24 protein-coding genes are annotated in these 24,323 nt (G+C 67.4%); 20 read left to right on the forward strand and 4 right to left on the reverse strand.

Annotated features, from left to right (window positions below; translation table 11 throughout):
- Nucleotides 1-121: 121 nt before the first annotated feature.
- The 14 genes from ON45_RS03355 to ON45_RS03425 all read left to right on the forward strand — a co-directional run bounded on the left by ON45_RS03355 (nt 122) and on the right by ON45_RS03425 (nt 12,746).
- Entirely contained in the window at nt 122-1,279 is a 1,158-nt protein-coding gene (locus tag ON45_RS03355) for an imelysin family protein (protein WP_040491957.1), read from the forward strand.
- Nucleotides 1,280-1,344: 65 nt separating this feature from the next.
- Nucleotides 1,345-2,727, forward strand: coding sequence for a di-heme oxidoreductase family protein (locus ON45_RS03360; RefSeq protein WP_040491992.1), 1,383 nt, complete (start codon nt 1,345-1,347; stop codon nt 2,725-2,727).
- Nucleotides 2,724-3,599 carry an imelysin family protein gene (locus ON45_RS03365; protein ID WP_040491958.1) on the forward strand — a complete coding sequence of 292 codons (876 nt, stop codon included), beginning with the start codon at nt 2,724-2,726 and terminating at the stop codon, nt 3,597-3,599. Before ON45_RS03360 ends, ON45_RS03365 begins: the two co-directional genes overlap by 4 nt.
- Complete coding sequence (locus tag ON45_RS03370; protein ID WP_051062374.1) at nt 3,580-4,959, forward strand: HTTM domain-containing protein; 1,380 nt, start codon at nt 3,580-3,582, stop codon at nt 4,957-4,959. The genes ON45_RS03365 and ON45_RS03370 overlap by 20 nt, the downstream gene beginning before the upstream one ends.
- Complete coding sequence (locus tag ON45_RS03375) at nt 4,956-5,546, forward strand: hypothetical protein (RefSeq protein WP_040491959.1); 591 nt, start codon at nt 4,956-4,958, stop codon at nt 5,544-5,546. Before ON45_RS03370 ends, ON45_RS03375 begins: the two co-directional genes overlap by 4 nt.
- Before the next feature lie 74 nt (nt 5,547-5,620).
- On the forward strand, nt 5,621-6,505 hold the full coding sequence (locus ON45_RS03380) for a heme/hemin ABC transporter substrate-binding protein (RefSeq protein ID WP_206537637.1): 885 nt from the start codon (nt 5,621-5,623) through the stop codon (nt 6,503-6,505).
- On the forward strand, nt 6,502-7,317 hold the full coding sequence (locus ON45_RS03385) for a HugZ family pyridoxamine 5'-phosphate oxidase (RefSeq protein ID WP_040491964.1): 816 nt from the start codon (nt 6,502-6,504) through the stop codon (nt 7,315-7,317). The genes ON45_RS03380 and ON45_RS03385 overlap by 4 nt, the downstream gene beginning before the upstream one ends.
- Nucleotides 7,318-7,409: 92 nt before the next feature.
- Nucleotides 7,410-7,961: a hypothetical protein gene (locus ON45_RS03390; protein ID WP_040491965.1), complete on the forward strand. Its 552-nt coding sequence runs from the start codon at nt 7,410-7,412 to the stop codon at nt 7,959-7,961.
- Nucleotides 7,958-8,563 carry an MTB12 C-terminal domain-containing protein gene (locus ON45_RS03395; protein WP_040491966.1) on the forward strand — a complete coding sequence of 202 codons (606 nt, stop codon included), beginning with the start codon at nt 7,958-7,960 and terminating at the stop codon, nt 8,561-8,563. The genes ON45_RS03390 and ON45_RS03395 overlap by 4 nt, the downstream gene beginning before the upstream one ends.
- A 206-nt stretch (nt 8,564-8,769) precedes the next feature.
- Nucleotides 8,770-9,888, forward strand: coding sequence for a FecCD family ABC transporter permease (locus ON45_RS03405; protein WP_083914193.1), 1,119 nt, complete (start codon nt 8,770-8,772; stop codon nt 9,886-9,888).
- Between the two features lie 10 nt (nt 9,889-9,898).
- A complete protein-coding gene (locus ON45_RS03410; RefSeq protein WP_040491968.1) occupies nt 9,899-11,005 on the forward strand; it encodes a FecCD family ABC transporter permease in 1,107 nt (368 codons plus the stop codon).
- A 32-nt stretch (nt 11,006-11,037) separates the two neighbouring features.
- The gene (locus ON45_RS03415; protein ID WP_051062381.1) at nt 11,038-11,898 is read left to right on the forward strand and encodes an ABC transporter ATP-binding protein; all 861 of its coding nucleotides are present in this window, start codon (nt 11,038-11,040) and stop codon (nt 11,896-11,898) included.
- 40 nt (nt 11,899-11,938) lie between these two features.
- The gene (locus ON45_RS03420) at nt 11,939-12,385 is read left to right on the forward strand and encodes a ferritin-like domain-containing protein (protein WP_040491970.1); all 447 of its coding nucleotides are present in this window, start codon (nt 11,939-11,941) and stop codon (nt 12,383-12,385) included.
- 10 nt (nt 12,386-12,395) lie between these two features.
- The gene (locus ON45_RS03425; protein WP_040491971.1) at nt 12,396-12,746 is read left to right on the forward strand and encodes a (2Fe-2S) ferredoxin domain-containing protein; all 351 of its coding nucleotides are present in this window, start codon (nt 12,396-12,398) and stop codon (nt 12,744-12,746) included.
- 99 nt (nt 12,747-12,845) lie between these two features.
- On the opposite strand, the gene ON45_RS03430 is transcribed toward ON45_RS03425, so the two are convergent.
- The 3 genes from ON45_RS03430 to ON45_RS03440 are packed head-to-tail and all read right to left on the reverse strand — an operon-like array spanning nt 12,846 to nt 16,025.
- Complete coding sequence (locus tag ON45_RS03430) at nt 12,846-14,012, reverse strand: ABC transporter substrate-binding protein (protein WP_040491973.1); 1,167 nt, start codon at nt 14,010-14,012, stop codon at nt 12,846-12,848.
- Entirely contained in the window at nt 14,009-15,112 is a 1,104-nt protein-coding gene (locus ON45_RS03435) for an iron-siderophore ABC transporter substrate-binding protein (protein ID WP_083914195.1), read from the reverse strand. Before ON45_RS03435 ends, ON45_RS03430 begins: the two co-directional genes overlap by 4 nt.
- Nucleotides 15,113-15,155: 43 nt before the next feature.
- Nucleotides 15,156-16,025 (reverse strand): mechanosensitive ion channel family protein, encoded by an 870-nt coding sequence (locus ON45_RS03440; RefSeq protein ID WP_040491975.1) that lies wholly within the window; start codon nt 16,023-16,025, stop codon nt 15,156-15,158.
- A 191-nt stretch (nt 16,026-16,216) separates the two neighbouring features.
- Between ON45_RS03440 and ON45_RS03445 the strand changes: the two genes are divergently transcribed.
- The 6 genes from ON45_RS03445 to ON45_RS03470 all read left to right on the forward strand — a co-directional run bounded on the left by ON45_RS03445 (nt 16,217) and on the right by ON45_RS03470 (nt 23,816).
- Complete coding sequence (locus tag ON45_RS03445) at nt 16,217-17,029, forward strand: YihY/virulence factor BrkB family protein (RefSeq protein ID WP_040491977.1); 813 nt, start codon at nt 16,217-16,219, stop codon at nt 17,027-17,029.
- A gap of 72 nt (nt 17,030-17,101) precedes the next feature.
- Nucleotides 17,102-17,395, forward strand: coding sequence for a GlsB/YeaQ/YmgE family stress response membrane protein (locus tag ON45_RS03450; RefSeq protein ID WP_040491979.1), 294 nt, complete (start codon nt 17,102-17,104; stop codon nt 17,393-17,395).
- 104 nt (nt 17,396-17,499) lie between these two features.
- Complete coding sequence (locus tag ON45_RS03455) at nt 17,500-19,680, forward strand: adenylate/guanylate cyclase domain-containing protein (protein ID WP_148288510.1); 2,181 nt, start codon at nt 17,500-17,502, stop codon at nt 19,678-19,680.
- Complete coding sequence (locus ON45_RS03460; protein ID WP_040491982.1) at nt 19,677-21,167, forward strand: mechanosensitive ion channel family protein; 1,491 nt, start codon at nt 19,677-19,679, stop codon at nt 21,165-21,167. Before ON45_RS03455 ends, ON45_RS03460 begins: the two co-directional genes overlap by 4 nt.
- A gap of 95 nt (nt 21,168-21,262) precedes the next feature.
- On the forward strand, nt 21,263-23,254 hold the full coding sequence (locus ON45_RS03465; RefSeq protein ID WP_148288511.1) for an adenylate/guanylate cyclase domain-containing protein: 1,992 nt from the start codon (nt 21,263-21,265) through the stop codon (nt 23,252-23,254).
- 34 nt (nt 23,255-23,288) lie between these two features.
- Entirely contained in the window at nt 23,289-23,816 is a 528-nt protein-coding gene (locus tag ON45_RS03470; protein ID WP_040491984.1) for a DUF1269 domain-containing protein, read from the forward strand.
- A gap of 27 nt (nt 23,817-23,843) precedes the next feature.
- Here the strand turns inward: ON45_RS03470 and ON45_RS03475 are convergent, their stop codons facing one another.
- A complete protein-coding gene (locus ON45_RS03475; RefSeq protein ID WP_040491985.1) occupies nt 23,844-24,299 on the reverse strand; it encodes a DUF2510 domain-containing protein in 456 nt (151 codons plus the stop codon).
- Between the last annotated feature and the right edge of the window lie 24 nt (nt 24,300-24,323).

Here is a 24,323-nt window from a genome sequence, read left to right on the forward strand (position 1 = left end):
AGCGCGACGAGAACCCTGATCGCGACGAGAAGGGGCGGTGGATCGCGAGGTCTGGGGTGCTCGACGGGGAGAGTTCGGAATGGGTTTGAATTGTCGTTAGGTGATCTTTACAATCGCGCCGATGCGATCACGAGCAATCCTTCCCACGATCACGGCGGCGACGCTGGTGCTGGCCGCGTGCGGCAGTGACGACGGTGGGGGAGATGCCGACATGGCCGACGCCGTCGAGACCTATGCCGAAGGTGTGGAGGCTTCGTACGAAGCGAGCGTGGAGTCGGCCGAGGCGATGGACGAGGCGATCGACACGTTCGTCGATGACCCGACCGAGGAGAACCTCGAGTCGGCCAAGCAGGCGTGGCTCGATGCCCGCGACGACTACGGCCCGACCGAGGCGTTCCGCTTCTACGGCGGACCGATCGACAACGAGGAGGACGGCCCGGAAGGCCTGATCAACGCGTGGCCGATGGACGAGGCGTACGTCGACTACGTCGAGGGAAGCCCCGACTCGGGCATCATCAACGACCCCGAGACCTACCCGACCATCGACGGCGAACTGCTCGAATCGCTGAACGAGGACGGCGGCGAGACCAACATCTCGACCGGCTGGCACGCCATCGAGTTCCTCCTGTGGGGTCAGGACCTGAGCGATGACGGTCCCGGCGCGCGACCGGCCACCGACTACTCCGATGCGGAGAATGCCGACCGGCGTGCGGAGTACCTCACGACCGCCTCGGAGCTCCTCGTCGGCCACCTCGAGGATCTCGAAGCCGCATGGGACGAGGACGGGGACAACTACCGCGCCGAGTTCGTCGCTCTCGATCCCGAGGAGGCGATGACCAACATCATCACCGGGATCGGCGAACTGAGCCGCGGCGAACTCGCCGGCGAGCGGATGAACGTCGCCTACAGCGAACGGTCGCAGGAGGACGAGCACTCGTGCTTCTCCGACAACACGACGGCCGACATCGTGGCCAATGCGACCGGGATCCAGATGGTGCTGACCGCCTCCTACCCGGGCGGTGTGGAGGGAACGAGCGTGCTCGACGTGATCAGCGCCGAGGACTCCGAACTCGCGGAGCAACTGGCCGAGCAGGTCGACGTCAGCGTGGCCGCCGTGACGGCGATTCCGGCACCGTTCGACCAGCATCTGGCCGACGGCGTGCCCGACGACGATCCCGGCCGCGCCACCGTGCTCGTCGGGATCGAAGCCCTCGAAGCACAGACACCGACGATCGTGTCCGCTGCCGAGGCCCTGGGACTGACGATCAACGTCACCTGATGATCGGGGCCGTCGATCGCCGGAACCGGAGCGCGGTCCGGCGATCGGTAGCCTGCCCCGGGTCGATGCGCCCGCGAACCGCTTTCACCGTCGCACTCGTGCTCATCGCGTCGGCGTGCGCCGGAGGAAGCGGCGACGATGTGGACCCGCAACTCGGCGGGGACACCACTCGCGAGGTCACGGGCCGGAATGCGTTCAGCTTCCCGGCAGCGGAATTGACGAATGAGGAACGCCGTGTGTTCGAGATCGGCGACAGCTTCTTCACCCAGAACTGGGTGACGGCGCCCGCGTCGACCGACGCACGTGACGGACTCGGCCCGATGATGAACGCTCAGGCGTGTTCGTCGTGCCATCTCCTCGACGGCCGTGGCGTGCCGGCATCGACCGGTGACGGGGAACTCGGGTTGCTCCTCCGACTCTCGGTCGCCGAAACCGACGGGGTCTCCGGGCCGACTCCCCACGAGGTGTACGGCGATCAACTCCAGGACCGCGCGATTCTCGGTGTCGAAGCCGAGGGCGAGGTCGTGATCTCCTACTCCGAGCAGGTGGGGGAGTACGCGGACGGGACGGAATACTCGCTGCGGGCCCCCACCTACACGATCGAATCGCCGGCGTACGGTCCGCTCGGTGACGATCTGCTCGTCTCGCCACGCTTGGCACCGCAGGTGATCGGCGTCGGCCTGCTCGAAGCGATTCCCGAGGACGACATCCTCGCCGCCGCCGACCCCGAGGACGCCGACGGCGACGGGATCTCCGGGCGCGCGAACCGGGCCTGGAACCCGAGCACCGAGGAACTCGAACTCGGCCGCTTTGGCTGGAAGGCGAACGTCCCGACGGTCGAGGCGCAGGTCGTGGGAGCGTTCAACGGTGACATCGGGATCACCTCGGAACCGCTTCCCGACGACGCGTGCACACCGACCCAGACCGCCTGCCTCGACGCTCCCGACGGTGGCGACCCGGAACTGACCGACAGTCGGCTCGGGAGCGTCACCTTCTATTCGCGCACGCTCGCGGTACCTGCGATGCGCGATGCCGACACCGACGAGGTGCGTGACGGAGTCGCGCTCTTCGATGACTTCGGCTGTGCGACGTGCCACACGCCGACGCAGGAGACCGGACCGATCGCCGACGTCGGGGTGGAGGCTCTCTCCGACCAGACGTTCTCGCCGTACACGGACCTGCTGCTGCACGACATGGGTGAAGGCCTCGCCGATGGTCGGCCCGATTTCGACGCTTCCGGAAGCGAGTGGCGAACCCCGCCGCTGTGGGGGATCGGTCTGATTCTGGATGTGAACGGTGAGCGCTTCCTGCTCCATGACGGTCGTGCGCGCACGATCGAGGAAGCGATCCTGTGGCACGGTGGCGAGGCCGAGGATGCCGCCGAACGATTCCGCACCGCCGATCTCGACGACCGCACCGCACTGATCGCATTTCTGGAGGCACTGTGACCCGTCCACCGAGCCGATCCCGGGTTCGTCCGGCGAACGTTGTTCCGCTTGCGTTCGCGGCCGGCCTGGTCGTGTCGGCGTGTGGCGACTCCGGCCCGTCGCGATCCGAAGTCGTCGGGTCGGCGACGGAGACGATCGTTCCCGCCCGGTATGCCGAACTCGCCGCTGCGGCGGAGACGGTCGTCCACGACGTGCAGACGTGGTGCGACGGCGAGGATGCGACCGCGGCGACGGATTCGATCTCGGCGGCTCGGGACGAATGGCTCACGCTCCGGCCGTACAGCTTCGGTCCTGCCAACGAGCGTCGCTCGATGTTCATCATCGACCCCAACATCCGCGAGGACGACGTCGATGAACTCGGCGCCGACGGAGCGGCGGTCGATGCCGACTCGCTCCGCAACCTCGCCGGTGCCGACCAACGCGGTTGGCAGGCGGTGGAACACCTCGTCGCCGGCGAGCTGACCGATCGCCGCTGCGAGTATGCGCTCGGCGCGTCGCAACTGACCGCAGACGAACTCGCCGCGGTCGCCGATGAATGGGTCGAGTACGGATCGGCGGTCGCCGAGGACGACGAGGCGGCCAACATCGCGCTGCGCAACATCGTCAGCGAGAGCCTGTTCTCGGTGCAGATGGTGATCGACGAACCCAACCCCGACACCGACGCGGTGCGACTGGAGGGAGTGCGACTGGCGCTCGTCGGTGAGGACGGCACCGGAGGGATCGCCGAACTGCTCTCGGACGACCTCGTCGAACGGCTGACAGCCGAGCTCGACGCCGGAGACGCGACCGCGTTGCAGATCACCATCAACACCGAGGTGGTCGGCGAACTCGGAACCACGGTGAACTTCTCCGATGCCGACGGCGACGGCTGACCGACTCGCTACGGAGACGGAGTCGGCGGGCCGCGTCAGCGGCCGTGGGCTCGTCCCGACGCTCCACGCGGTACGGACGGCGGCCCGCCGTTCGGTCGACGCGCGTTCGACCGTTGCGTTCCGAGTGGCGTTCGGGGCACTCATCGTCTATTCGACCGTGCGATTCGTCGCCCGCGGATGGGTCGACGAGTTCTACCTCCGGCCCGAACACCACCTGACGTATCCCGCCTTCGGCTGGGTGCATCCGCTTCCCGCGCCGTGGATGTACGTCCACATGGGGCTGCTCGGGGCACTCGGCGTCGCGATCGCGGTGGGTTTCCGACCGCGCATCTCGGCCGCGCTGTTCGCGCTCGGTTTCGCCTACGTCGAACTCATCGATGCCGCGCTGTACCTGAACCACTACTGGTTCGTCACGCTCGCCGCGGTCGCCCTCGCGATCGTCCCCGGGCCGGCGGGTGGCCGTGTCCCTGCCGTCACCGTGTGGGTGCTGCGTGGTCAGGTCGCCGTGGTCTACGTGTTCGCCGGCATCGCCAAGCTCAACACCGACTGGTTGCTCCACGCCCAGCCGATGAGCTCGTGGCTCACGGCGCGTACCGATCGACCGTTGATCGGCCCGCTGCTCGACGAGCCGGCCGTGTGGTTCACGTTCAGCTGGTTCGGGGCAGCGTTCGACCTCACGATCGTCGGTTGGCTGCTGTGGCGCCGAAGCCGCCCGATCGCGTACGTGGCCGTGGTCGTCTTCCACGTCGCGACGGCGATGTTGTTCCAGATCGGCGTCTTTCCGTGGGTGATGATCGCGCTCACACCGATCTTCTTCTCGCCCGACTGGCCGGGACGGGTGTGGGCGATGCTCTCTCGACGTGACCGCTTCTCCGTTCCGACCACCGAACCCGTTCGCGCTCACCGAATCGCTCCACCGACGATGGCCGCGATCGCGCTGCTCGTCGCGGTGAACGTCGTGCTCCCGCTCCGGCACTATGCGGCCGAGGGAAACGTCCGCTTCAACGACGACGGCTACTACCTGTCGTGGCGGGTGATGCTCACCGAGCGCAGCGGCTTCCTCGAGTTCACCGCGCGTGATCCCGCGACGGACGAAACGTGGGTCGTGCGTCCGGATTCCGTCCTCGCCGACTGGCAGGTCGCGCAAGCCGTTCAGCGGCCCGACCTCGCGTTGAGTACGGCTCACCTCGTGGCGGAACAGCACGCCGGTCAGGGGCGCGTCATCGAGGTCTATGCGAACTCCTGGGTCGCATTCAACGGGCGGCCCCGCCAGCGATGGATCGACCCCGACGTGGACCTGGCAGCGCTGGATCGCTCGAGCCCCGCGTCGGAGTACGTGCTTGCGGAGTCCGAGCCGTGAGCGCGAAGACGGACGGACGGGGTCGCGCGTTCACCGTCGTCCTCCCGGCCCTGATCGTGGTCGCTTCGGTGGTGTTCGCCGTGTGGCTGTTCCTCCCCGATGACGCGGAACCACAGGTCGACGTGGACGCCCAGGGTCCGCGTTTCGAACTCCCGGAGCAGCTCGTCGAGGCGAGCGACCTGATCGTGGTGGGTGTGGTGGCACGCGTCGATGACGGGCGTGTGCTGACCGACCCGGGAGATCCCGAAGCGGGAATTCGGACGCAACTCGCGACCGTCGAGGTCGACGCACCGCTCGTCGGCGACGTCGACGATCCGCTCGTGGTCGAGCAGGAAGCCGAGCTGCTCGACGGAACGAGGGTGACAGTGAACGGTGTCGCTCCACTGGCGCCCGGCGACCGTGGCCTGATGTTCCTGGTCAGCGGCGACAGCGACGAGTTCCCGTACACCGCCTTCGTGAACGAGCAGGCCTGGGTTCCGATCACCGACGACCGGCTGGACCCGATCGATCCGGAGGATCCGATCTGGCGTGAGTTCGTCGGAATGAGGACGAACGAGTTCCTCGCCGGCCCCGCAGACGACAACTGACCTCGCCGCGCGGCGCGGCGTAGTTGACTGGTGGACTTGCTTCGGAGGATTAGGGATGCCTAACATCACCCGTTGTGGAACGGAAGTTGCGGAGGTCGATCGGTCGGAGCGTCGCCGGCGTGCTGGTGCTCGGCGCGACGGCCTGCGGCGGCACGGCTGATGCGGACCCTGCCGAGACGCGGATCGTTCCGGTCGATGGCGACGTCGCCGAGATCGTGTTCGCACTCGGGCTCGGCGACCAGGTCGTGGCGACCGACATCTCCGCGACCTTTCCCGCTGAGGCCGATGCGCTCCCCGAGGTCGGTTACCAGCGTGCGCTGGCTCCCGAACCGATCGTCGCGTTCGAACCGACGATCGTCCTCGCCACCGATCTCGCCGGTCCCGACGAGACGCTCGACGCGCTCGAACGGCTCGGCATCGAAACCGTCGTCATCGAACGCGAGAGCGCCCCTTCCGGCCCGGGCGACAAGATCCGTGCGGTCGGCGCTGCGCTCGGCGTCGAGGACGCGGCAACCGAACTGGCAGCCGATGTCGACGCGCGGATCGCTGCCGGAATCGAGCGAGCGGCGGAGGAAACGGCCGCGCCCCGAGTCGGAGTGCTGTACCTGCGCGGTGAGAACGTACAGCTGCTGCTCGGTGAGGGAAGCGGCGTCGACTGGCTGATCGAGGCCGCTGGTGCGATCGACATCGCCGACGATCTCGGTGTCGTGGACAACACCGCCATCAACACCGAAGCACTGATCGAGGCGGCACCCGACGTCCTGATCGTTCCCGAACGTGGCCTCGAATCGGTCGGCGGGATGGAGGGATTCCTCGACATCCCGGGAATCGCGCAGACGCCGGCAGGTGCCGACGGACGAGTCCTCGTCTACGACGACCAGTACCTGCTGGGCAACGGACCGCGCACGGGCGCGCTCCTCGACGACCTCATCACCGAGATTCACGGAGACAACCGATGACCGATACGTCACCCGCGACCGACACCGACGCTGCGGTCGATCCGCACGACACCGCCGGTCCACCGCTGGTCGGTGACACCAACAGCTTTCCGTCGTATGCGGAGCTCTCACGGACGTTGGTCGAGCCCGGCGGTCTGCTGACACTGAGCACGCTCACGTGGTCGGGTCACCCGTACGCGTCGATCGCGCCGTATTCCACGTTGGATTCGGGTGCGCCACTGATCTGCGTCTCGTCGCTCGCCGAGCACACGCAGAATCTGCGCCGGGACCCGCGATCGAGCGTGCTCGTCGAGGCACCGGCGGATCCCGGGGTCGACCCCCTCTCACTCGCCAGGGTCACGATCCTCGGTTCGTTCATTCCCTACGAGCCGACGGGGGAGGAGGTCGACGCTCACCTCGAACTGCATCCCTACGCCCGCCACTACGTGGGCTTTCCCGACTTCTCGTGGTGGCGATTCGACGCCGCCAACCTGCGCTACGTCGGTGGCTTCGGCGTGATGGGGTGGGGGACCGGCGAGGAGTATCTGGAGTCGAGTGCCGATCCGGTCCTGCCACACGCGGGCCCGATGATCGAGCACCTCAATGCCGATCACAGCGACGCCTGCCTGTCGATCGTGCGCAACCTCGGCGGCGTCACCACGGCGGTGGACGCCACCGTGTCCGCTGTCGATCGCTACGGGATGACGCTCGATGCGCGAGACGCAGAGCGGTCGTATCTCGCCACCGTCCGCGTCGCCTTCGCCGAACCGCTGACCCGTCCCGACCAGGTTCGTGCCGCCTCGATCGAGCTCGTCCGACGCGCGACGCCCTGACCGTGAGGTCGCGCCGTCGTCAGCCCGAAGTCAGACCACACCCGCCAGTCCCGAACCCGACACACCGCACCAGCAACAAGGAGAGAACTCTCATGACCCCACTCGAACGACTGCGGCTCGCCGCCGCCCTGTGCCATGCGGTGCCGGGTGCGCAGCTCCGGCTGCACACCGACCGGGACGAGACCGTCGTCGTCGGGCACCACGTAGGCGCCGACATCGACCCGTGTGCGATGCGGCGCGTGGTGGCGGCGAGTGCGTGTCCGCACCAGCCCGACCTGTCCGCCCATCTGTCGGGGATGGAGGTGGGCGGCGCGCTGATCGACCTGGGAGGCGGAGTCGCCGGGTCGCAGCACGCGGGGCGTGAACAACGCTGGATCGCCAGCCTGCTCCCAGCGGATCGGATCATCTCGATCCTCGACGACTCCGGCTCGGGGCTGATCCCGGATGATGCGATGAAGGCCACGGTCAAGCCCGACCCCGGGCTCGGCGTCACGGTGCTGATGATCACGTCGATCGATCCGCGCTTCGACCATGCGCTCGACGCCGTGGTGGAGCAGGTCGCCGCGTCGTGTTTCGTGGAGGAACTGCGGACATCGATGTCGAACCTGGATCGCGAAGACGACCACTCGGGGAGCACGTCATGAAGCGCTCGATCTGCTCGATCGCCGTCGCGGCAGTGCTGCTCGCTGCGTGCGGATCATCCGACGACGCCGACACGACGGTCGGGGTCACCGAGTCGGCACCTGCCGAGACGGCCCCGCCCGCGACCGAAGCGGTCGTGACGACGGAGGAGACGACGACAACGGAAGCCGTCGAGACGACGACACCGGAACCGGAATCGACCGAAGCCGTACCGGAGTCGACGGAGTCGGAACAGGAACCCTCCGATGCCAGTGGTGCGGACATGGCCGCCGAAGAGCAGGCCGCCGCCGATGCGTGGTCGATCGTCTTCGACTCGACGGCCGAGTTCGCCGACAAGGAAACCCACCTGGCGGATGCGGCAGCGCTGCAGGCGACGCTCGAGGCGTACACCGAGGCCGGGAGTGGGTTCGGCGGCATCAGTCTCGTGCCGACGGCCGTCGCCATCGACGGTGAGACGGCGGCGATCACCTATGACGTCAACTTCGGTGAGAACCCCGCCTACGAGGACCAAGCGGGTTCGATCGGGCTGGTGGACGGAGTCTGGATCGTGGATCGCGACGAGTTCTGCGCGTTCATGTCGTCGGCCCGGGTCTCGTGTCCATGACGCGGTCAGCCGACGCGGTCCGAAGCGGCCGTCCGTCACGGCCATGGCAACGCGAGGTCCGCTCCTCGGAACGGCATCCGACGTTGCGCGAGGTCGCGGCGCTGGCCGTCGCCGGCGACCGCAGCGACGGGACCGCGGTGGCATGCGTCTGTGTGACGCAGGGCCGTCTTGCCGTTGGCTATTAGGTGGCCCTAACCTGCACGGCGATGCGTACCTCGGTGCTCACGGACCAACGGCCGCATTCCGACTCGGTCACCGATCCCGGTCCCGGCGTCACCGACGACACCGACGATGGCCGGGTGGAGTGGACGACGTCCAGCCGACCCTCGGCTGCACGACGTTCGATGGGGATCGTGCTGCTCGCTGCGGCCGTCGGGCTCGCGGTGCTGCTCTCGCTCGCCGTGGGAGCGAAGTCGATGCCCTGGAGCACCGTCGTCGATGCGGTCATGAGCTACGACAGCACGAACACGGATCACCTGATCGTCCGTGAACTCCGCCTGCCGCGCACGGTGCTCGGGCTGTTGGTCGGTGCTGCGCTCGGTGCTGCCGGCGCGCTGATGCAGGGCGTGACCAGGAATCCGCTCGCCGATCCGGGGCTGCTCGGTGTGAACGCCGGAGCCGCGTTCGCCGTGGTCCTCGCCATCTGGGGTTTCGGGATCACCTCGGTGTCGGGAATGGTCTGGTTCGCGTTCGTCGGCGCCGGGATCGCATCGGTCGCGGTGTACGTCCTCGGTTCGGCCGGGCGTGGAAACGCGACACCGGTTCGGCTCGCACTCGCCGGAGCGGCGCTGGCCGCGTTGCTCTTCGCTCTGACACGTGCGGTCACCCTGCTCGATCAGGCGACGCTCGACCAGTTCCGCTTCTGGGCGGTCGGTTCACTGGGAGGGCGCGGCACCGATGTCGCCGGACAGGTGGTCGTCTTCATCGCGATCGGGCTGGTTCTCGCGATCGGAGTCGCCCGACACCTCAACGCGTTGGCTCTCGGGGAGGAGACAGCGACCGCACTCGGGACGAAGATCGCCGCCACTCGTACGGTGAGTGTGATCGCGATCACGTTGCTGTGCGGCAGTGCGGTCGCCGCAGCGGGCCCGATCGGATTCGTCGGGCTGGTCGTCCCGCACGCGGTGCGCGCCTGGTTCGGACCGGACCAGCGGTGGCTGTTGCCGGCCTCGGCATTGGCGGGGGCGGCGTTCCTGCTGTACTGCGACACGCTCGGACGTGTGCTCGCACGCCCGGGCGAGGTGCAGGTGGGGATCATGACCGCAGCGATCGGTGGGCCGGTCTTCATCGTGCTCGTTCGCCGTACCCGGATGGCTCAGCTCTGAGCGTGCCACGATGACCGACACCCTCACATCGACGCCGAACGACGCTTCTCGTTCCGACCTCGTCGAACGCCCCGAGCAACTCCCGATCCGCGGCACCGTGATTCGCGCCGGTTCGTTCTCGGTGCGGCTCGACACCCGAGCGGTCTGGGTGTGCTGTGTGCTCGGTGCGCTGACCGTCGTGATCGGACTCTGGTCGATCAGTGTCGGGGACTTCCCGATTCCGATTTCGGAGGTGGTGGCCACGCTGCTCGGCAACCCGACCGACGACTCGGAGTTCATCGTCGGGACGCTTCGACTGCCGCGCGTGCTCGTGGGCGCCGGCGTGGGCGCCGCGTTCGGGATGTCGGGCGCGATCTTCCAGTCGCTCGTGCGCAATCCCCTGGGATCGCCCGACATCATCGGTTTCACCGCAGGGGCGTCGCTCGGTGCGGTCACGACGATCGTCGTGCTCGACGCCTCGGCGTTCGGGGTGTCCGTCGGTGCGGTTCTCGGCGGGTTGATCAGTGCCCTCGCCGTGTACCTGCTCGCCTGGAAGCGTGGTGTGCAGGCGTACCGACTGGTGCTGGTCGGCATCGGAGCCGGGTTCGCCATCAGTGCCGCCATCGACTACATGATCACCCGCGCCGAGATCTACGACGTGCAGCGGGCGACCGTCTGGCTGACCGGGTCGCTCAACGGGCGCAGTTGGGACGACGTGCGAATCGTGTTCCTCGCATTGCTCGTGCTCGGCCCGTTGGCGATCCTGATGCAGCGGAACCTGGATCGGCTCGATCTCGGCGACGACACCGCCGCGGGGCTGGGCGTCGACGTGGGACGCGCGAAGTTGTCGCTGGTCCTGGTCGGAGTTCTGCTGGCGGCGCTCGGTGTCGCGGCAGCCGGCCCGATCGCTTTCGTCGCTTTCGTCGCGGGGCCGATCGCGCGTCGTCTGGTCAGTTCACCGCGGGCGTGCATCGTGCCCGCCGCGTTCGTCGGTGCGCTGGTCACGGTCGTGGCCGATCTCGCGGCGCGACGGGTACTTGCTCCGACGGAGCTGCCCGTCGGGATCATGACCGCGCTGATCGGAGCGCCCTACCTGCTCTGGCTGTTGAGCCGGCAGGCGCGGACGGGGCTGCTGTGAGGTTCTCGGCGCGCCGCGACGAACACGAGCACGTGCGGAGCGATCACGATCGCCCGGCGCCCGCGGCTTCACGCCTGATTGCTGAGTCGGTCACCCTCGGCTACGACGACCACACCGTCGTCAACAGCCTCGATCTGGAGATTCCCGATGGTGAGATCACCGCGATCATCGGCCCGAACGCGTGCGGCAAGTCGACGTTGCTGAAGGCGCTCGCACGCCTGCTCGTGCCGAACAGTGGTCAGGTGGTGCTCGACGGGGAGAAGATCCAGCGGATGCCGACCAAGGAGGTGGCCCGCCGACTCGGTCTGCTGCCACAGACCCCGATCGCTCCGGAGGGGATCACGGTCGTCGATCTCGTCGCGCGAGGTCGGACTCCGCACCAGAAGCTGTTCCAGCAGTGGTCCGAGTCCGACGAGTGTGCGGTCCGCGCGGCACTCGACGCGACGAGCACCGGCGAACTGGCCGATCGGACGGTCGACGAACTGTCGGGCGGTCAGCGTCAGCGGGTCTGGATCGCGATGGCGTTGGCGCAGGAGACCGAGTTGCTGCTCCTGGACGAGCCGACGACGTTTCTCGACATCGCCCACCAGATCGATGTCCTCGACCTCATCGATCGGCTCAATCGTGAACAGGGGCGGACGATCGTCGTGGTCCTCCACGATCTGAACCTCGCGTGCCGGTACGCCCATCACGTGGTTGCGCTGCGTGATGGTTCGATCGTCGCATCGGGCGCGCCCGCCGACGTGATCGACCCGGACACGGTCCGTTCGGTGTTCGGCCTGGAGTCGATGGTGATCGACGATCCGATCAGCCACACCCCGCTCGTGGTGCCGATCGGTTCGCGACATGCGCAGCCGCCGCTTCCGCCCGTCGAGTTGGACGAGGCACGATGAAGAACGAAGTCCCCACCCCACAGAAACGAGTACCACTGCCATGGTCGACGACCTGATCGAATCCACTGACCTCGTCCCGGTCCTGAACGACATCATGCTGGCCGAACTCGCCGGCGTCGTTCGCTACACGCACTACTCGCTCGTGATCACGGGCCCGAATCGACTGCCGCTCGTCGATTTCATGCAGCAACAGGCCGACGAGTCCCTGGTGCACGCTCGACAGGCCGGGGAGATCCTCACCGGGCTCGGTGGTCACCCGACGCAGGGGATCGGGAAGATCGAGGAGTCCCACGACCACTCGATCGAGAACATCCTGCGTGAGTCGATCGCCCACGAGCGTCGAGCTCTCGACCTGTACCGGGCACTGCTCGGACTGTCCGAGGGCAAGTCCGTGTATCTCGAGGAGTACGCGCGGACCCAGATCGGTGCCGAGGAACTGCACGTCATCGAGATGAACAAGCTGCTCCGGGACTACACGATTGGCTGAGCGGGCGCGAGTGGGAGTTCTCCCGCCGGACGTACCGCCGACCGTCGCGTTGTGCGCCGGCAAGGACTGCCGGAAGCGATGTGAAGCCGCCAAGATCCGGGACTCGCTCGCCGACGGGTTCCGGGTCGTCGAGTTGAAGTGTGTCGGAATCTGTTCGGGACCGGTCGCGATCGTCGACCCGGGTTCCGACCGGCCCATCGTCTACTCGAAGCTGCGGTCGAAGCGGGATCGCAAGCTCCTGGTGCGAGCGGTCGCCGGTGAGCAGGGGGCGCGTCAGGAACTCGCCACGCGAAGCGTCACGAAGAAGAAGGCCCGGCGGACCGTCTCCCGTCGACTCGAACGGACCTCGCTCACCGACTGATCGAAAACCTGCCGCCATCCATTCGCGGTGTTCTCGACCCCGTTCCGCCCACCAGGTGATTCAGAACGGGTCGAGAAAGTGACGGGAGCGCCGCGCCGGCTATTCGGCGATGACTTCGGTGGGGGCGACCTCCGTGGCGGGATCGCCGTCGACTGCCGCGACGAGGCGAGGCACCATCTCCTCGATCGCCACCGGCAGGCTCAACACGGAGCCGAACGACATGGCGGTGTTCGCCCGGCTGAGCTCGAGGAGCGGAACCGTGTTCCCGCGCTCGACGAAATCGAGCTGGGAGTAGATCGGGTGCCCGTTCAGCTGGTCCTCCGTCGTTCCGCTGTACAGGCCGATGACAGTTGCGTCCGAGGCGAGCAGGTCGAGTTGTTCGTCGCTGAGCTGGGTCGGGCTGCGATCGTTCGAATCCAGAGCGGCGTCGGCCGCCTCGGGAATCTCGAGGCCGAGCGCGGCGAGGAAGTTCGGTGCCGGTCCATCGGCGTAGAGCCAGAAGTCTCCCGCGATGTCGGTGGCGAGCATTCCGGTTGCATCCGCGAGGCTCGGGTTCTCCTCCGCCGCGGCGACGAGCTGGGCCTCGACCTCGCCGACCAGGACTTCCGCCTCGTCTTCGCGGTCGAGCGCGGTGCCGATGCGTTCGGTGATCTCCTGCCACGGTGCTCCGTAGTCGGGGAACTCGCCTGGCTGTGCGACCGTCGGAGCGATCTCGTCGAGCAGGTCGTACTGCTCCTGGGTGAGCCCGCTGTTGATGGCGAGGATGAGGTCGGGTCGAAGCGCCGCGATCTCCTCCGGGTCCGGCTCGTAGATGTCGAGGACCGCTTCGGGCATCGGCTGGTCGCCGAGCGCCTCGATCGCCCAGGGGAACAGCGCGCCCGGCTGTTCGCCGAACCACTCGCTCGTTCCGACCGGTGCGAAGCCCAGCGCGATCACGTAGTCCTGATCGGTGAGACCGATCGTGACGATCCGTTCCGGGACACCCTCGATGGTGGTGTTGCCGAACTTGTGCTCGATCGTGCGCGGCTCGGCCTCCGTGGCCGTGTCGGAGGTCGGATCGTCCGTGGCGACCGCTGTCGCCTCGGTTTCGGTGGCATCCGACGTGTCCGCGGTCGTCGTTTCCGGTTCCGTGCCCGGAGATTCGGTGGCGACGCTGTCCGGAGCGTCGGTCGTTGCGGCGTCGTCACTCCCGCACGCGCCGAGCCAGATCGGGGCCGTCGCCACGATCGCGAGCAGTGCTGCGCTTCGGCGTGGAACTCGGCTCATCGGTCGATCGCTTCGGAGATCAGCGGGACGATGTTCTCCAGCGTGTAGGCCGTGGAAAGGGTGGTGTTGATCGAGTAGGCGTCGGACAGGTCACCGTCGACGATGACGGAGCGGCCGTCCGCGACGGCCGGGATCTGGCCGAAGATGGGATCACCGGTGATCTCGGTCGTCTCGATCTGGATCGGGAACGCCACGATCAGATCGGCGTCGAGCACGTTCAGTTCCTCGCCGGACAGCTCGGCGTAGAAGCCGCCACTCGCATCCAGCTCGGCCACCGCGGGGTTCTGTTCGAACCCGAGTGACTTCAGGAACTCCAGGCGCCCTTCACCGTCGACGTAGGCGCCCCATTGGTCTCCGAAACGTGTCGCGGCGCTGACGGTCTGGCCGGCCCAGTCGGGATGCGCGTCACGGACGGCTTCGAACTGGGCATCGATCTCGTCGAGCAGCGCCTGGCCGGCTTCTGGTTGACCGAGTGCGGCGGCGATCATCGTCACCTGCTGCTCCTGGCTCGTGAGGAACGCGTCGCCACCTTCGGGAATGCCGATGGTCGGGGCGATCTCCGTCAGCAGGTCGTGCTCCGCCGCGTCGCCACCCGACCGAACGTTCAGGATCAGGTCGGGGTCGAGCGCTGCGATCGCCTCGTACGGTGTCTCCGCCACCGTGATCAGTTCGGGCGGAGCGTCGTAGAGCCCGGCGGCCCAGGGTCCGACGCCCTCGCCACCGAAGCCGAGCCAATCAGCGGCACCGACCGGCTGAACGCCGAGGGCCAGCGCCGTCTCGGCGTCACCCCAGCCGAGTGCGACGACTCGTTCCGGTTGCTCGTCGACCGTGACCTCACCGAACGCGGTCTCCACGGTCGCCGGGAATCCGGCCGTGTCGGGTTCGGCCCCGGCCGGGGTGGAGACCGTGCTCTCCGCGGACTCGGCGGACTCGCCGTCCGTCGATGGCACCGATTCGGTGGTGCTCTCGGCGGGCGGCGTCGGTTCGGTGGACCCGTCGGTGGTGGCGTCGGTCGATGAGCTGGTGGAGTCGTCGCTGCCACAGGCGACGACCGCGAGCGCGACTGCGCCCGCGACGAGGAGGTGAAGAGATCGTTGCATCGCCCGCTGTCTATCGGGAAGAAACAAGAAATGTCAAGTTCACCTAACGCAACCTGCTCGGCAACGTTGTGCGACCGACCGGTGAGCGAACCCGCCGGGCGCGGGACCAGGCGGGTGGTTCGACGAGGCGCTCGTGGACCAATCGCTTCTGCTGGTCGGTGAGCGGGCGATTGCTGCGCACGGTGACCGTGGTGACCCCGGTCGGGTGCTCCTGCGACGCCAATTCCGGCAGGAAGACGACCCCGGTGAGGCCGACGTCGTTCGAGGCCGTCGTGAGGCGACGCGACGCTTCGTCCTCCACGTCGTTCCAGTGCACCGTGGGAATCGCGAGGTCCGAGCTCGCCGCGAGCTGGGAGAAGTTGGTGACGCTGTCGATCGCCGAATGGCCGGCGTGCCAGGTCGCGCCCTGCTCGGTGCGAACGCGAATCGAAGCGGCACCCATCAGGTCGATCGTTCCGCTGACTTCGTTGCCGGACATCGTCACGGTCACCTGGTCGCCCACGGCGTAGCGATCCTCGAGCAGCGCCATCGTGCCGGCCAGCAGGTTCTTGATGATGTCCTGGCCGGACAGTGCGATCGCCACGCCGATGAAGCCGGCGCTGGAGATCGCGTAGACCGGATCGACGCCGATGATGTGGAGCGCGAGGAGGACCGATCCGATCACGATGAACGTCGTGACCAGATGACCGAGCATGCGCGCCGCAGCGTCGGCGCGCTGGCGTCGGCGGACTTCGACGTCGCTGTCGATGTCGTTGAGTCGGCGGAGTCGTCCTCTCCACGTTCCCGGGCGTTCCTGCGCTCGTCGGACGGCGCGGCGCGTGAGTGCCTTGATCGTGAATCGGGCACACCAGGCGAGGACGGTCGCAGCCGGAACCAGCAGGATCAGTTCGAGGAGGGTGGTGAGGTTGTTCACGGTGGTCGTCCGATCGGTTCGGAGGGGTGCTCCGCCAAATATGACAGTTTGATGACGCGTCGATGACGCTAGGTGCCGGGGTCGACGAAGCCACATCACGGAACGGAGACACCCGTCTCACCGGATCTCGTCGTTACCCTTGCGTCATCAGCCAGGTCAGTTCAGTCTTCACGTGGGTCCGCAACGTCGTGATGGAGACCTACGGCGAATGGCGATCACACCGCACGATGCGGCTGGGAGCCGGCCTCGCCTACTACGGGCTGTTCGCAATCGTGCCGCTGGTCTCGATCAGCCTGGCCGTCGCCGGGCTCGTGGTCGATCAAGCGGACGTGAACGAGCTCGTTTCCTCGATCCTCAGCAACGTGTTCGACACCGACGCGAGCGAGTTCTCGTCGGAGGTGAGCCAGACCATCGACTCGGGCTCCACCGCGAGTGGGCTCGGCGTGTTCGGCCTCGTCTCCCTGCTCCTGACGGCCTCGCTGGTCTTCGTCGCGCTGCAGGACGCGTTCGACACGATCTGGGAGGTGCCCGTTCCCCGTGGAACGTGGTCGAGCATGCGGCGCCGCTTCCTCGCGTTCGCCGTCGTGTTCCTCGCCGGGGCGGTGCTGATCGTGTCGTTCGCCGTCGTGAGCATCTCGAATCTGATCCGCTCCTTCGTGCCGGGCGATCACGCCCTCATCGACGTGGCCGCCGACGTACTCGCGACGGTCAGCTCCGGGGCCATCCTCGCGGCCGTCATCGCGATGCTGTTCCACTACCTGACCGCGCATCGGCTCACCTGGCGCGTCTCCGCCGTCGGCGGAATCGCGACCGCCCTGGTGCTGACGATCGGCAACCGACTGTTCGTGGAATACATGCGCCGGTACGGCGTGTCGTCGCTGGTCGGAGTGACCGGATCGATCCTCGCCGGCATCGTCTGGCTCTATGCAATCGCCCAGATCGTCCTCGCCGGAGCCGAACTGACCCGGACCCTTCAGAGCCGGTTGCCGGTTCGCTTCCGCTGACCGGTGGCGTGAGATGTCGTTCGCCGGACGAGATCCGAACTCCCTGGTGATTGCGCACTAGCCTCAGCCGCCATGTTGATTCTCGCACTCATCGTCGCCGGCATGCTCGTGGGCTGGCTGGCACAATTCATCCTCGGTCGCTCCGCAGGCCAAACCGACTGGATGATGGCGTTCGTGGCCGGAATCGTCGGATCCTTCGTTGGCGGACTCCTGTTCAGCCTGATCAATGGTGACGGCCTCGACATCGCGCCGAGTGGGCTCATCGGTTCACTGGTGGGAGCGCTGATCGTCACGGCGATCTGGCAGGCGTACAACAAGAAGCAGCGCGCCGCCGATCGCGCCCCGGACGCCAAGCCCTGGGAGTGACCCCGATCCCGGGGATCGGTCCGAAGGCATGACACAATCGGCTCGTGTGCGGTGTCGTGGCGCTCGAGTCCTCTGGCGTCATCGCGTCGCGGACGGTGTGACCCGTGGGTGATCGGACCCGATCTCGCAAACCGCTGCGTTGGGCCAGGTCGGTGTCGGTCGCGACTCGGCTTGCGATCTCGATCGTGGTGGTCAGCGTCATCTCGTTGGTCGTCGCGACGATCGTCGGCGTCAACACCGGACAGACGCTGAGCGACTCGATCGTCGATTCCCGGCTGGATGCGCTGCGTGCGTCCGCGGCAACGAACGTCGCCGCCGAGATGACGACGATCGAACGCGCCGCAGAGACACTGGGCGCCAGCCCGCAGGTGGCGCGGTCGATCGACGAACTCGCCGATGCGCTCGCCGACCTCGATGCGAATCCGCCCAGCGACCTCGAGTCGAACGTCGAGGACCTCGTCGATCAGTACGACGTCGAGTTCATCGAACCGCTGCAGGAGGCCGGCTTCGACGTCGTGCGTCGCGACCTGATCGACACCGACGACCTGGCATCGCTCCAGTTGCAGACCGCCTACTCGCTCGTGGACGACGACGCGGACTCGGCGCGCGACGTGGACGACGCGCGTGACGGCTCGGACTGGAGCGAGGTGCACCGGCGCGTGCATCCTCCGATCCGCAGCGTGGCCGATCGCCTCGAACTCGCCGACGCATTCCTCGTCGAGCCCGACGATGCCACCATCGTCTACTCGGTCGAGAAGGGCCCGGACCTCGGCACCAGTCTCGACGTCGGCCCGTTCAGCGGCACGGTGGTCGCCGGAGCGGTCGCATCCGTCATCTCCGACCCGTCCGCCGGCACCGTGATCAGCGATGTCAGTACCTACCTGCCCCAGGGGCTGCTGCCGGTCGGTGCCGTGGCGACGCCGGTCATGGACGGCGAGGAGCTCGCCGGGGTGGCCGTGCTGGTCTACTCGACGGAGCCGATCACCGATCAGTTGACGGCGGGTGGCGACTGGGACGCGAGTGGATTCCCGCCAACCGGCGAGACGTTCATGATGGCAGGAGACGGAACGATGCGATCCGAGCCCCGTTCGTTCCTCGAGGACCCTCGTGAGCACCTGACCAAGGCCGAGCAGACGGGTTCGATCGACGAGGACGGCCGTGTCCGCATCGAACGCTCGGGTACGACCGTGCTCACCGAGACCGCGATCGGCGAAACCCTCAACGCAGCCCAGGACGACGACGAATCGGTCGAGGTGCGCACGTCGGTGATCGGCGACCAGGCCTACAGCTCGACCGAACCCGTACCGCTCGACGGCGTCGAGTGGTACGTCGTGTCCGAGGTGGACGAGGACGTGATCCGCGAGCCGCTCGAAGATTTCGGCAAACGGTTGATCATCGGCGCGGCGATCCTGGTCGTCGTCATCGCGTTCGCCGCCGTCGCCTGGAGCGCGGCGATGATGTCGTCGATCCGCGAGATGAGCGAACGGCTCCGCACGTGGCGGACCTCCACGGGGCCGATCGACGTGCCCGAACGCAGCCCCGTCGAGATCGAGCGGCTCGCCGCGAGTTTCACCGAGATGGTGAACTCACTCGAATCGCAGCGGGCGGAGTTGACGGCCGCCAGGGAACGCCGGACCGAACTCCTGCAGTCGATGCTGCCGCCCCAGGTCGCGGAGCGGGTGATGAGCGGCGAACTCGAGACCGTGGAGGAGGTTCCGAAGGTCACGGTCGTGGTGATCGTCGTGGCCGGACTCGGTGAACTCGTCCGGCTCGGTCGAGACAGCGCGAATCGCGAGTTGGTCGATCGCCTCACGGCCGAGTTGGACGAAATCGGCGAACGCCATGGGCTCGAACGGATCAAGATCGTCGGCGACGCGTACTTCGCCGTGTGCGGCCACAACCGTCCGTACATCGACCACGCGCCGCGCGCGCTCTCGTTCGCCGCGGATGCACAGGACGCCGTGCGGGAGCAGGGCACCGGGACCGACCACGGACTCGACGTGGTGATCGGGATCCACACCGGTCCGGTCAACGTCGGCATGACCCGCGAGACGGGGCTGGTCTACGACGTGTGGGGGCCGACCGTGTCCCGGGCACACGACCTCGCGCGGAGCGGCGGGCGCGGACAGATTCTCATCAGCGGACGGACCCACGCGTTGTTGCCCGACAGCGTGGTCGCCGAGCGTGTCACCGAGACCGAGACGGACGGCGAACCGGGTGACGACGGCGACGACACGGACCTGGTGTTCGCCGTGTCGGCAGAGACGGTGGGGGGAACGGTGTGAGCGGGTTCAGTTCGACCAGTTCGATCTGGGCGATCGTCGTCATCGTCATCGTTCCACTCCTCATCATCGCGACGGCCGAACTCGACGAACGACTCCGTCAGCGCGATTCACCGTTCCGTCGGGCTGCGGCGATGCTGCGCACCTGGACACTCCCGTTCTTCGCGATCTGGGCACTGCTCGTCCCGGTCCTCGGGGTCGAAAACGACTCGATCGCGGTCAGGATCGCGCTCACGGGGCTCCTGCTCTCGATCGCGGCTGCGGTGCAGCGGGCACTGCGGATCGGAGTCGACCGGACGCGGACGAAGCTGAGCGACGGAGGTCGTCGGAACGCTCCCGAACTGCTGCTGATGCTGCCGAAGCTCGCCGTCGTGCTCGTATCGGCGTGGCTCCTGATCGATTCGGTCTGGGGGATCGACCTGTCGGCGGCGCTGACGGCACTCGGGGTCACCTCGCTCGTGATCTCGTTCGCGCTCCAGGACACCCTCAGCGGCCTCGCCTCCGGGGTGCTGCTGCTCAGCGATCAGCCGATCCAACCGGGTCATTGGATCGAGGTCGGCGACAACGAGGGCATCGTGGTCGACATCAACTGGCGAACGACCCGGATCCGCAACCGGGACGGGGACATGATCATCGTTCCCAACAGCGAACTCGCCCAGTCGAGCATCGTGAACCACACCGACATCGACTCGCGGACCCGTGTGGTCGTGTCGCTGACGGTCGCCTATGTCAACCCACCGACGTTGGCCAAGGCGATGCTGCTCGACGCCGCGCTCGGCACCGAAGGCGTCCTGGCATCACCACCGCCCGCAGTGCTGGTCACGACGATCGACGACCCGTTGATGGGTTACGAGGTCCACATGTGGATCGACGACTACGCGATCGCCCCGCGCGTCAAGAGTGACTTCGGCGCCCTCGTCTGGTACCAGTCGCACCGTCACAACGTGCCGCTGCCGAGCCCGGCGCAGGATCTCTTCATCCACGACGGCGATGCCGTGGAGGCCGGGCCGGGGCACGCCGAGATCCGCGTCGCACTCAGCCGATCGTCGCTGCTGTCGTCCCTCGACGAGGGCGACCTCGACCGACTGGCACAATCGACCTCGTACTCGCGCTACGCCGTCGGGGAGCTGATCAGCATCTCCTCCGCGAGCACGCGCGATCTGATGATGATCATCGAGGGCAACGCGCGCATCGTGCTCCGACGCCCCGACGGGACGGAGGTGACGTTCGGCGAGTTGTCCGACGGGGACATCGCCGGGCTCCACGCCGAACAGTCGGTGAGTGGAAACGACATCGGGGTGCGAGCGGTCACCGACTGCCAGGTCGCGGTCGTGGAGGGCGACGCCATCGAGGAGGTCGCGAGTCGCAGCATCGACCTCGCCGCCGCATTCAACCGGATGGCTGCGGTTCGTCGGCGTCGGGCTGAGCGGATGATCGCGGCACCCGACGACCCGACCGAGGCCGACGACGACGGAGCGGCAGTTTCGTGAGCGGACGACGTGTGAAGCCGAGGCGCGAGTTGCGACGTCAGTTGGCACAGACGCTGATCGGTACGGCCCTGGTCTCATTGCTGACCATCGGAGCGGTGAATTTCCTCGCATCCCGCGCGCTGCTCGAGGAGGGCTCGCGTGATCAGCTGGTCGCCGTTGCGGAAGGTCGGATCGATTCGATCGAGAACGGGGTCGAGCGGGTGCTCGACCGAGCGTCGATCACGGCGACCGACCCCGAGATGGCGGAAGCGCTCAGTGCCTTCACCGAGGCGTTCGAGGCACTCGAGGACGAGCAACTCGACGAGGCCGACGACGCGGTCGTCGACGAGTTCTATGCCGACCGGGTGGTCGAACCCCTGAGAGAAATCGGGTTGGAGGTCGACGAGAACCGCATCCAGCCGACGGGAGCGGCCCGGTACCTCCAGAGTCGATACACGATTCCTGCCGCCGAAGGAGTCGCCGCTCCGGTCGACGACACGGCGTATGCCGACGTGCTCGATCAGTACGACGACTACCTGTCGCAGTTCACCGACCAGGCCGAGATCGATGACATCGTCCTGATCTCGTCCGACGGAACCATCGTGTACACCGCCAGCAAGTACGTCGACCTCGGCGCCGACCTGAACGACGGACCGCTCGATGATTCGTCACTGGCGGTCGCGACGCTGGACCAACTCCCACGGGTCCGAGCGGGCGACTCCGTTCTGGCGGACTTCGAGTTGTACATCCCGGGTGGTGCGCGGCCGGCGGCCTTCGCACTCGCTGCGGTCGAGGACGGCTCGGAGGCGATCGGGACGTTGGGGATCCGGCTGTCGGTCGACGGACTCAACGCGATCACCACGGCCGGTGGCGACTGGGAAGGCGTCGGAATGGGGGACGGCGAGACCTACGCGGTCGGCCCGGAATCCATCCTGCAGAGCGAGAGCCGACTCTGGATCGAGGATCCGCAGGCATATCTCGACCGGATCGACGACCCCGAGGTGGCCGGGGTCATCGAGTTCGTCGGTTCGCCGGTCGGCGTGCAGATCGTCGACACCGAGCCGGTCCGGGTCGCCGCGGAGGGCGAGACGTTCGAGGGGAAGGCGACGAACTACGTCGGCGAGGACACGTTCAGCTACGCCCGCCAGGTCGTGGTCGGCGGAGCGCGGTGGGTCATCGTGGCCGACCAGCCCGCCGACGAGCTGCGCGCTCCGCTGTGGGACTACGCGAAGCGGCTCGGACTCGTCCTCGCGATCGTGCTCCCCCTCGCCGCACTGGTCGGTTACGTGATCGCGAGTCGGCTCACCCGTTCGATCCCTCCCGTCGTCGACATGGCCGAATCGATCGCGGCCGGGGAACGCGACCCGGAGGTTCCCCCGCTCGGCTCGAACGAATTCGGAGACCTGGCCGTCCAACTCGAGCGGATGGCGGTCGAGCTCGGTCGCCAGGAGGCCGAACTGGACGAGGAGTTCGAGCAGCGGCGACGGCTGCTGCTCAGCGTGTTGCCCGAGCGTCTCGTCGACGGCTCCGGCGAGATCGGTGACACGCAGGAATCGATCTTCGAGGGGACGGTCATCGCCGTGGTCGTCGAAGCGCACGGTGACCCGGCGGCGGAAGAACGAGTGGCCGAACTGCTCCGGCGTTTCGGCGCCGAGGCCGAAGCCGACGCAGAGGAATTCGACATCGAGCGGGTGCGCACGGCGGCCGACCGGTTCCTGTTCGTGTGTGGTGCAGAGAACGAGGACAACGGTGTCGATCAGGCGATCGGTTTCGCCGACGACCTGGCCGAACTCGCCGACCGACTGACCGACGATCCGGACGAGGCCCAGCTCGATGTGAGCATCGGGATGGCCACGGGCGCGGTCGCGACGGGCGTGCTCGAGCGTGGAAGTCTGACGTTCACCGTATGGGGCGATCCGGTGCGACGCGCGATGGCGATCGTCTCGTTGGCCGGTTCTCGCGACACGTTCGTCGACGCATCGACGGCCCACGCGCTCCAGACCCGTTCGAGACTCGAACCTGCACCCCACGTCGTCGCGCTCGACGGGGAGACGATGGAGCTGTTCGTGCTGCCGCGGAGCGAACACGAACCCGCGGTCTCGAACTGACGGCGCGGAAGTTCGCGCGCAGTACTGTCGGGTGATGGCACTCGACACCTTTGTTTCATTCGTTGGCTCGTACGGGAGCGTCGATGACGCTCGTTCCGACTACGACGCCGTCAAAGCGCTGCACACCGAGCTGGGATTGCTCGACGCGTACGACGCGGCGGTGATCGAGCGGCGCGAGGACGGCAAGGTGAAGATCGTCAAGAAGCACGAGACACCGACCCGCGTCGGCGGAGTACTCGGAGGCGGCGTGGGCCTGGCGACCGGGTTGGTCGTCGCACTGTTCCCGTTCGCCGCGATCGGGTCCGGGCTGGTGCTCGGGACCACCGCGAGCGGAGCGTTGCTCGGAGCGGTGGCGGGGCACACGGTGGCCGGGATGAGTCGCCACGACCTGAAAGAACTCGGCGAGCAACTCGACGAGGGGAGCGCGGCGTTGATCGTGGTCGGCGTCCAGGACACCGGTGCACGGATCGAAGCGGCGATGAAGCAGGCCGACAAGCTCCAGAAGAAGGAACTCGCGGTCGACACCGAGGCGATCGAGGCCGACGCCACCTCGACCGACTGACGGGAGCGCCTGTCCGCCCCCGGCGTCTCAGCCTCCGCTCGGCGCCGGATCTGCCTCGGCCGCCGGAGCTTCAGTGGCCGGCGCGGCCGGCGCGGTTGCCGGGACGTCGGTGTTCGGGGGCGGGGTGTCGCCCTCGTCGTCCCGGGTGAGCAACACGACGAGCGCGACGATCACGACCAGCGCAATGACCGCCGCGAGGATCGCACCGACCGGTGAACGTGGCGCCGACTGCGTCATCGTCACCGGTGGCGGCGTCGGCGGGATGGGTGCGGTCACTCGGCGATGTGCGCGGAACTCGCTGCCGCGCACCGGAGGGACCCCGACGAGTGCGGGCTCGATTGCCGCGGTCGACGTGACACCGTTGGTGCTGATCGACGTCGTCCATCCGAAACCGTCCCAGTAGCGAGCCTCACCAGCGGGAGTCGGATCGTCGTACCATCCGGCGGGCATCAGGGGAACGCGCTGGTTGCTCTCGTCACTCATACGGCTCGGGTCCTTTCGGGGACG

The sequence above is a fragment of the Ilumatobacter nonamiensis YM16-303 genome, from assembly GCF_000350145.1.
Taxonomy (GTDB): Bacteria; Actinomycetota; Acidimicrobiia; order Acidimicrobiales; family Ilumatobacteraceae; genus Ilumatobacter_A; species Ilumatobacter_A nonamiensis.

What these genes read in the sequence shown, in the direction of transcription:
- ON45_RS03370 (WP_051062374.1), top strand. Translation starts at nt 3,580, where the DNA reads ATGCCGACGGCGACGGCTGACCGACTCGCTACGGAGACGGAGTCGGCG.
- ON45_RS03405 (WP_083914193.1), top strand. Translation starts at nt 8,770, where the DNA reads ATGCGTACCTCGGTGCTCACGGACCAACGGCCGCATTCCGACTCGGTC.
- ON45_RS03430 (WP_040491973.1), bottom strand. Translation starts at nt 14,012, where the DNA reads ATGAGCCGAGTTCCACGCCGAAGCGCAGCACTGCTCGCGATCGTGGCG.
- ON45_RS03470 (WP_040491984.1), top strand. Translation starts at nt 23,289, where the DNA reads ATGGCACTCGACACCTTTGTTTCATTCGTTGGCTCGTACGGGAGCGTC.
- ON45_RS03450 (WP_040491979.1), top strand. Translation starts at nt 17,102, where the DNA reads ATGTTGATTCTCGCACTCATCGTCGCCGGCATGCTCGTGGGCTGGCTG.
- ON45_RS03390 (WP_040491965.1), top strand. Translation starts at nt 7,410, where the DNA reads ATGACCCCACTCGAACGACTGCGGCTCGCCGCCGCCCTGTGCCATGCG.
- ON45_RS03475 (WP_040491985.1), bottom strand. Translation starts at nt 24,299, where the DNA reads ATGAGTGACGAGAGCAACCAGCGCGTTCCCCTGATGCCCGCCGGATGG.
- ON45_RS03360 (WP_040491992.1), top strand. Translation starts at nt 1,345, where the DNA reads ATGCGCCCGCGAACCGCTTTCACCGTCGCACTCGTGCTCATCGCGTCG.
- ON45_RS03435 (WP_083914195.1), bottom strand. Translation starts at nt 15,112, where the DNA reads ATGCAACGATCTCTTCACCTCCTCGTCGCGGGCGCAGTCGCGCTCGCG.
- ON45_RS03395 (WP_040491966.1), top strand. Translation starts at nt 7,958, where the DNA reads ATGAAGCGCTCGATCTGCTCGATCGCCGTCGCGGCAGTGCTGCTCGCT.
- ON45_RS03445 (WP_040491977.1), top strand. Translation starts at nt 16,217, where the DNA reads ATGGAGACCTACGGCGAATGGCGATCACACCGCACGATGCGGCTGGGA.
- ON45_RS03385 (WP_040491964.1), top strand. Translation starts at nt 6,502, where the DNA reads ATGACCGATACGTCACCCGCGACCGACACCGACGCTGCGGTCGATCCG.
- ON45_RS03420 (WP_040491970.1), top strand. Translation starts at nt 11,939, where the DNA reads ATGGTCGACGACCTGATCGAATCCACTGACCTCGTCCCGGTCCTGAAC.
- ON45_RS03355 (WP_040491957.1), top strand. Translation starts at nt 122, where the DNA reads ATGCGATCACGAGCAATCCTTCCCACGATCACGGCGGCGACGCTGGTG.
- ON45_RS03410 (WP_040491968.1), top strand. Translation starts at nt 9,899, where the DNA reads ATGACCGACACCCTCACATCGACGCCGAACGACGCTTCTCGTTCCGAC.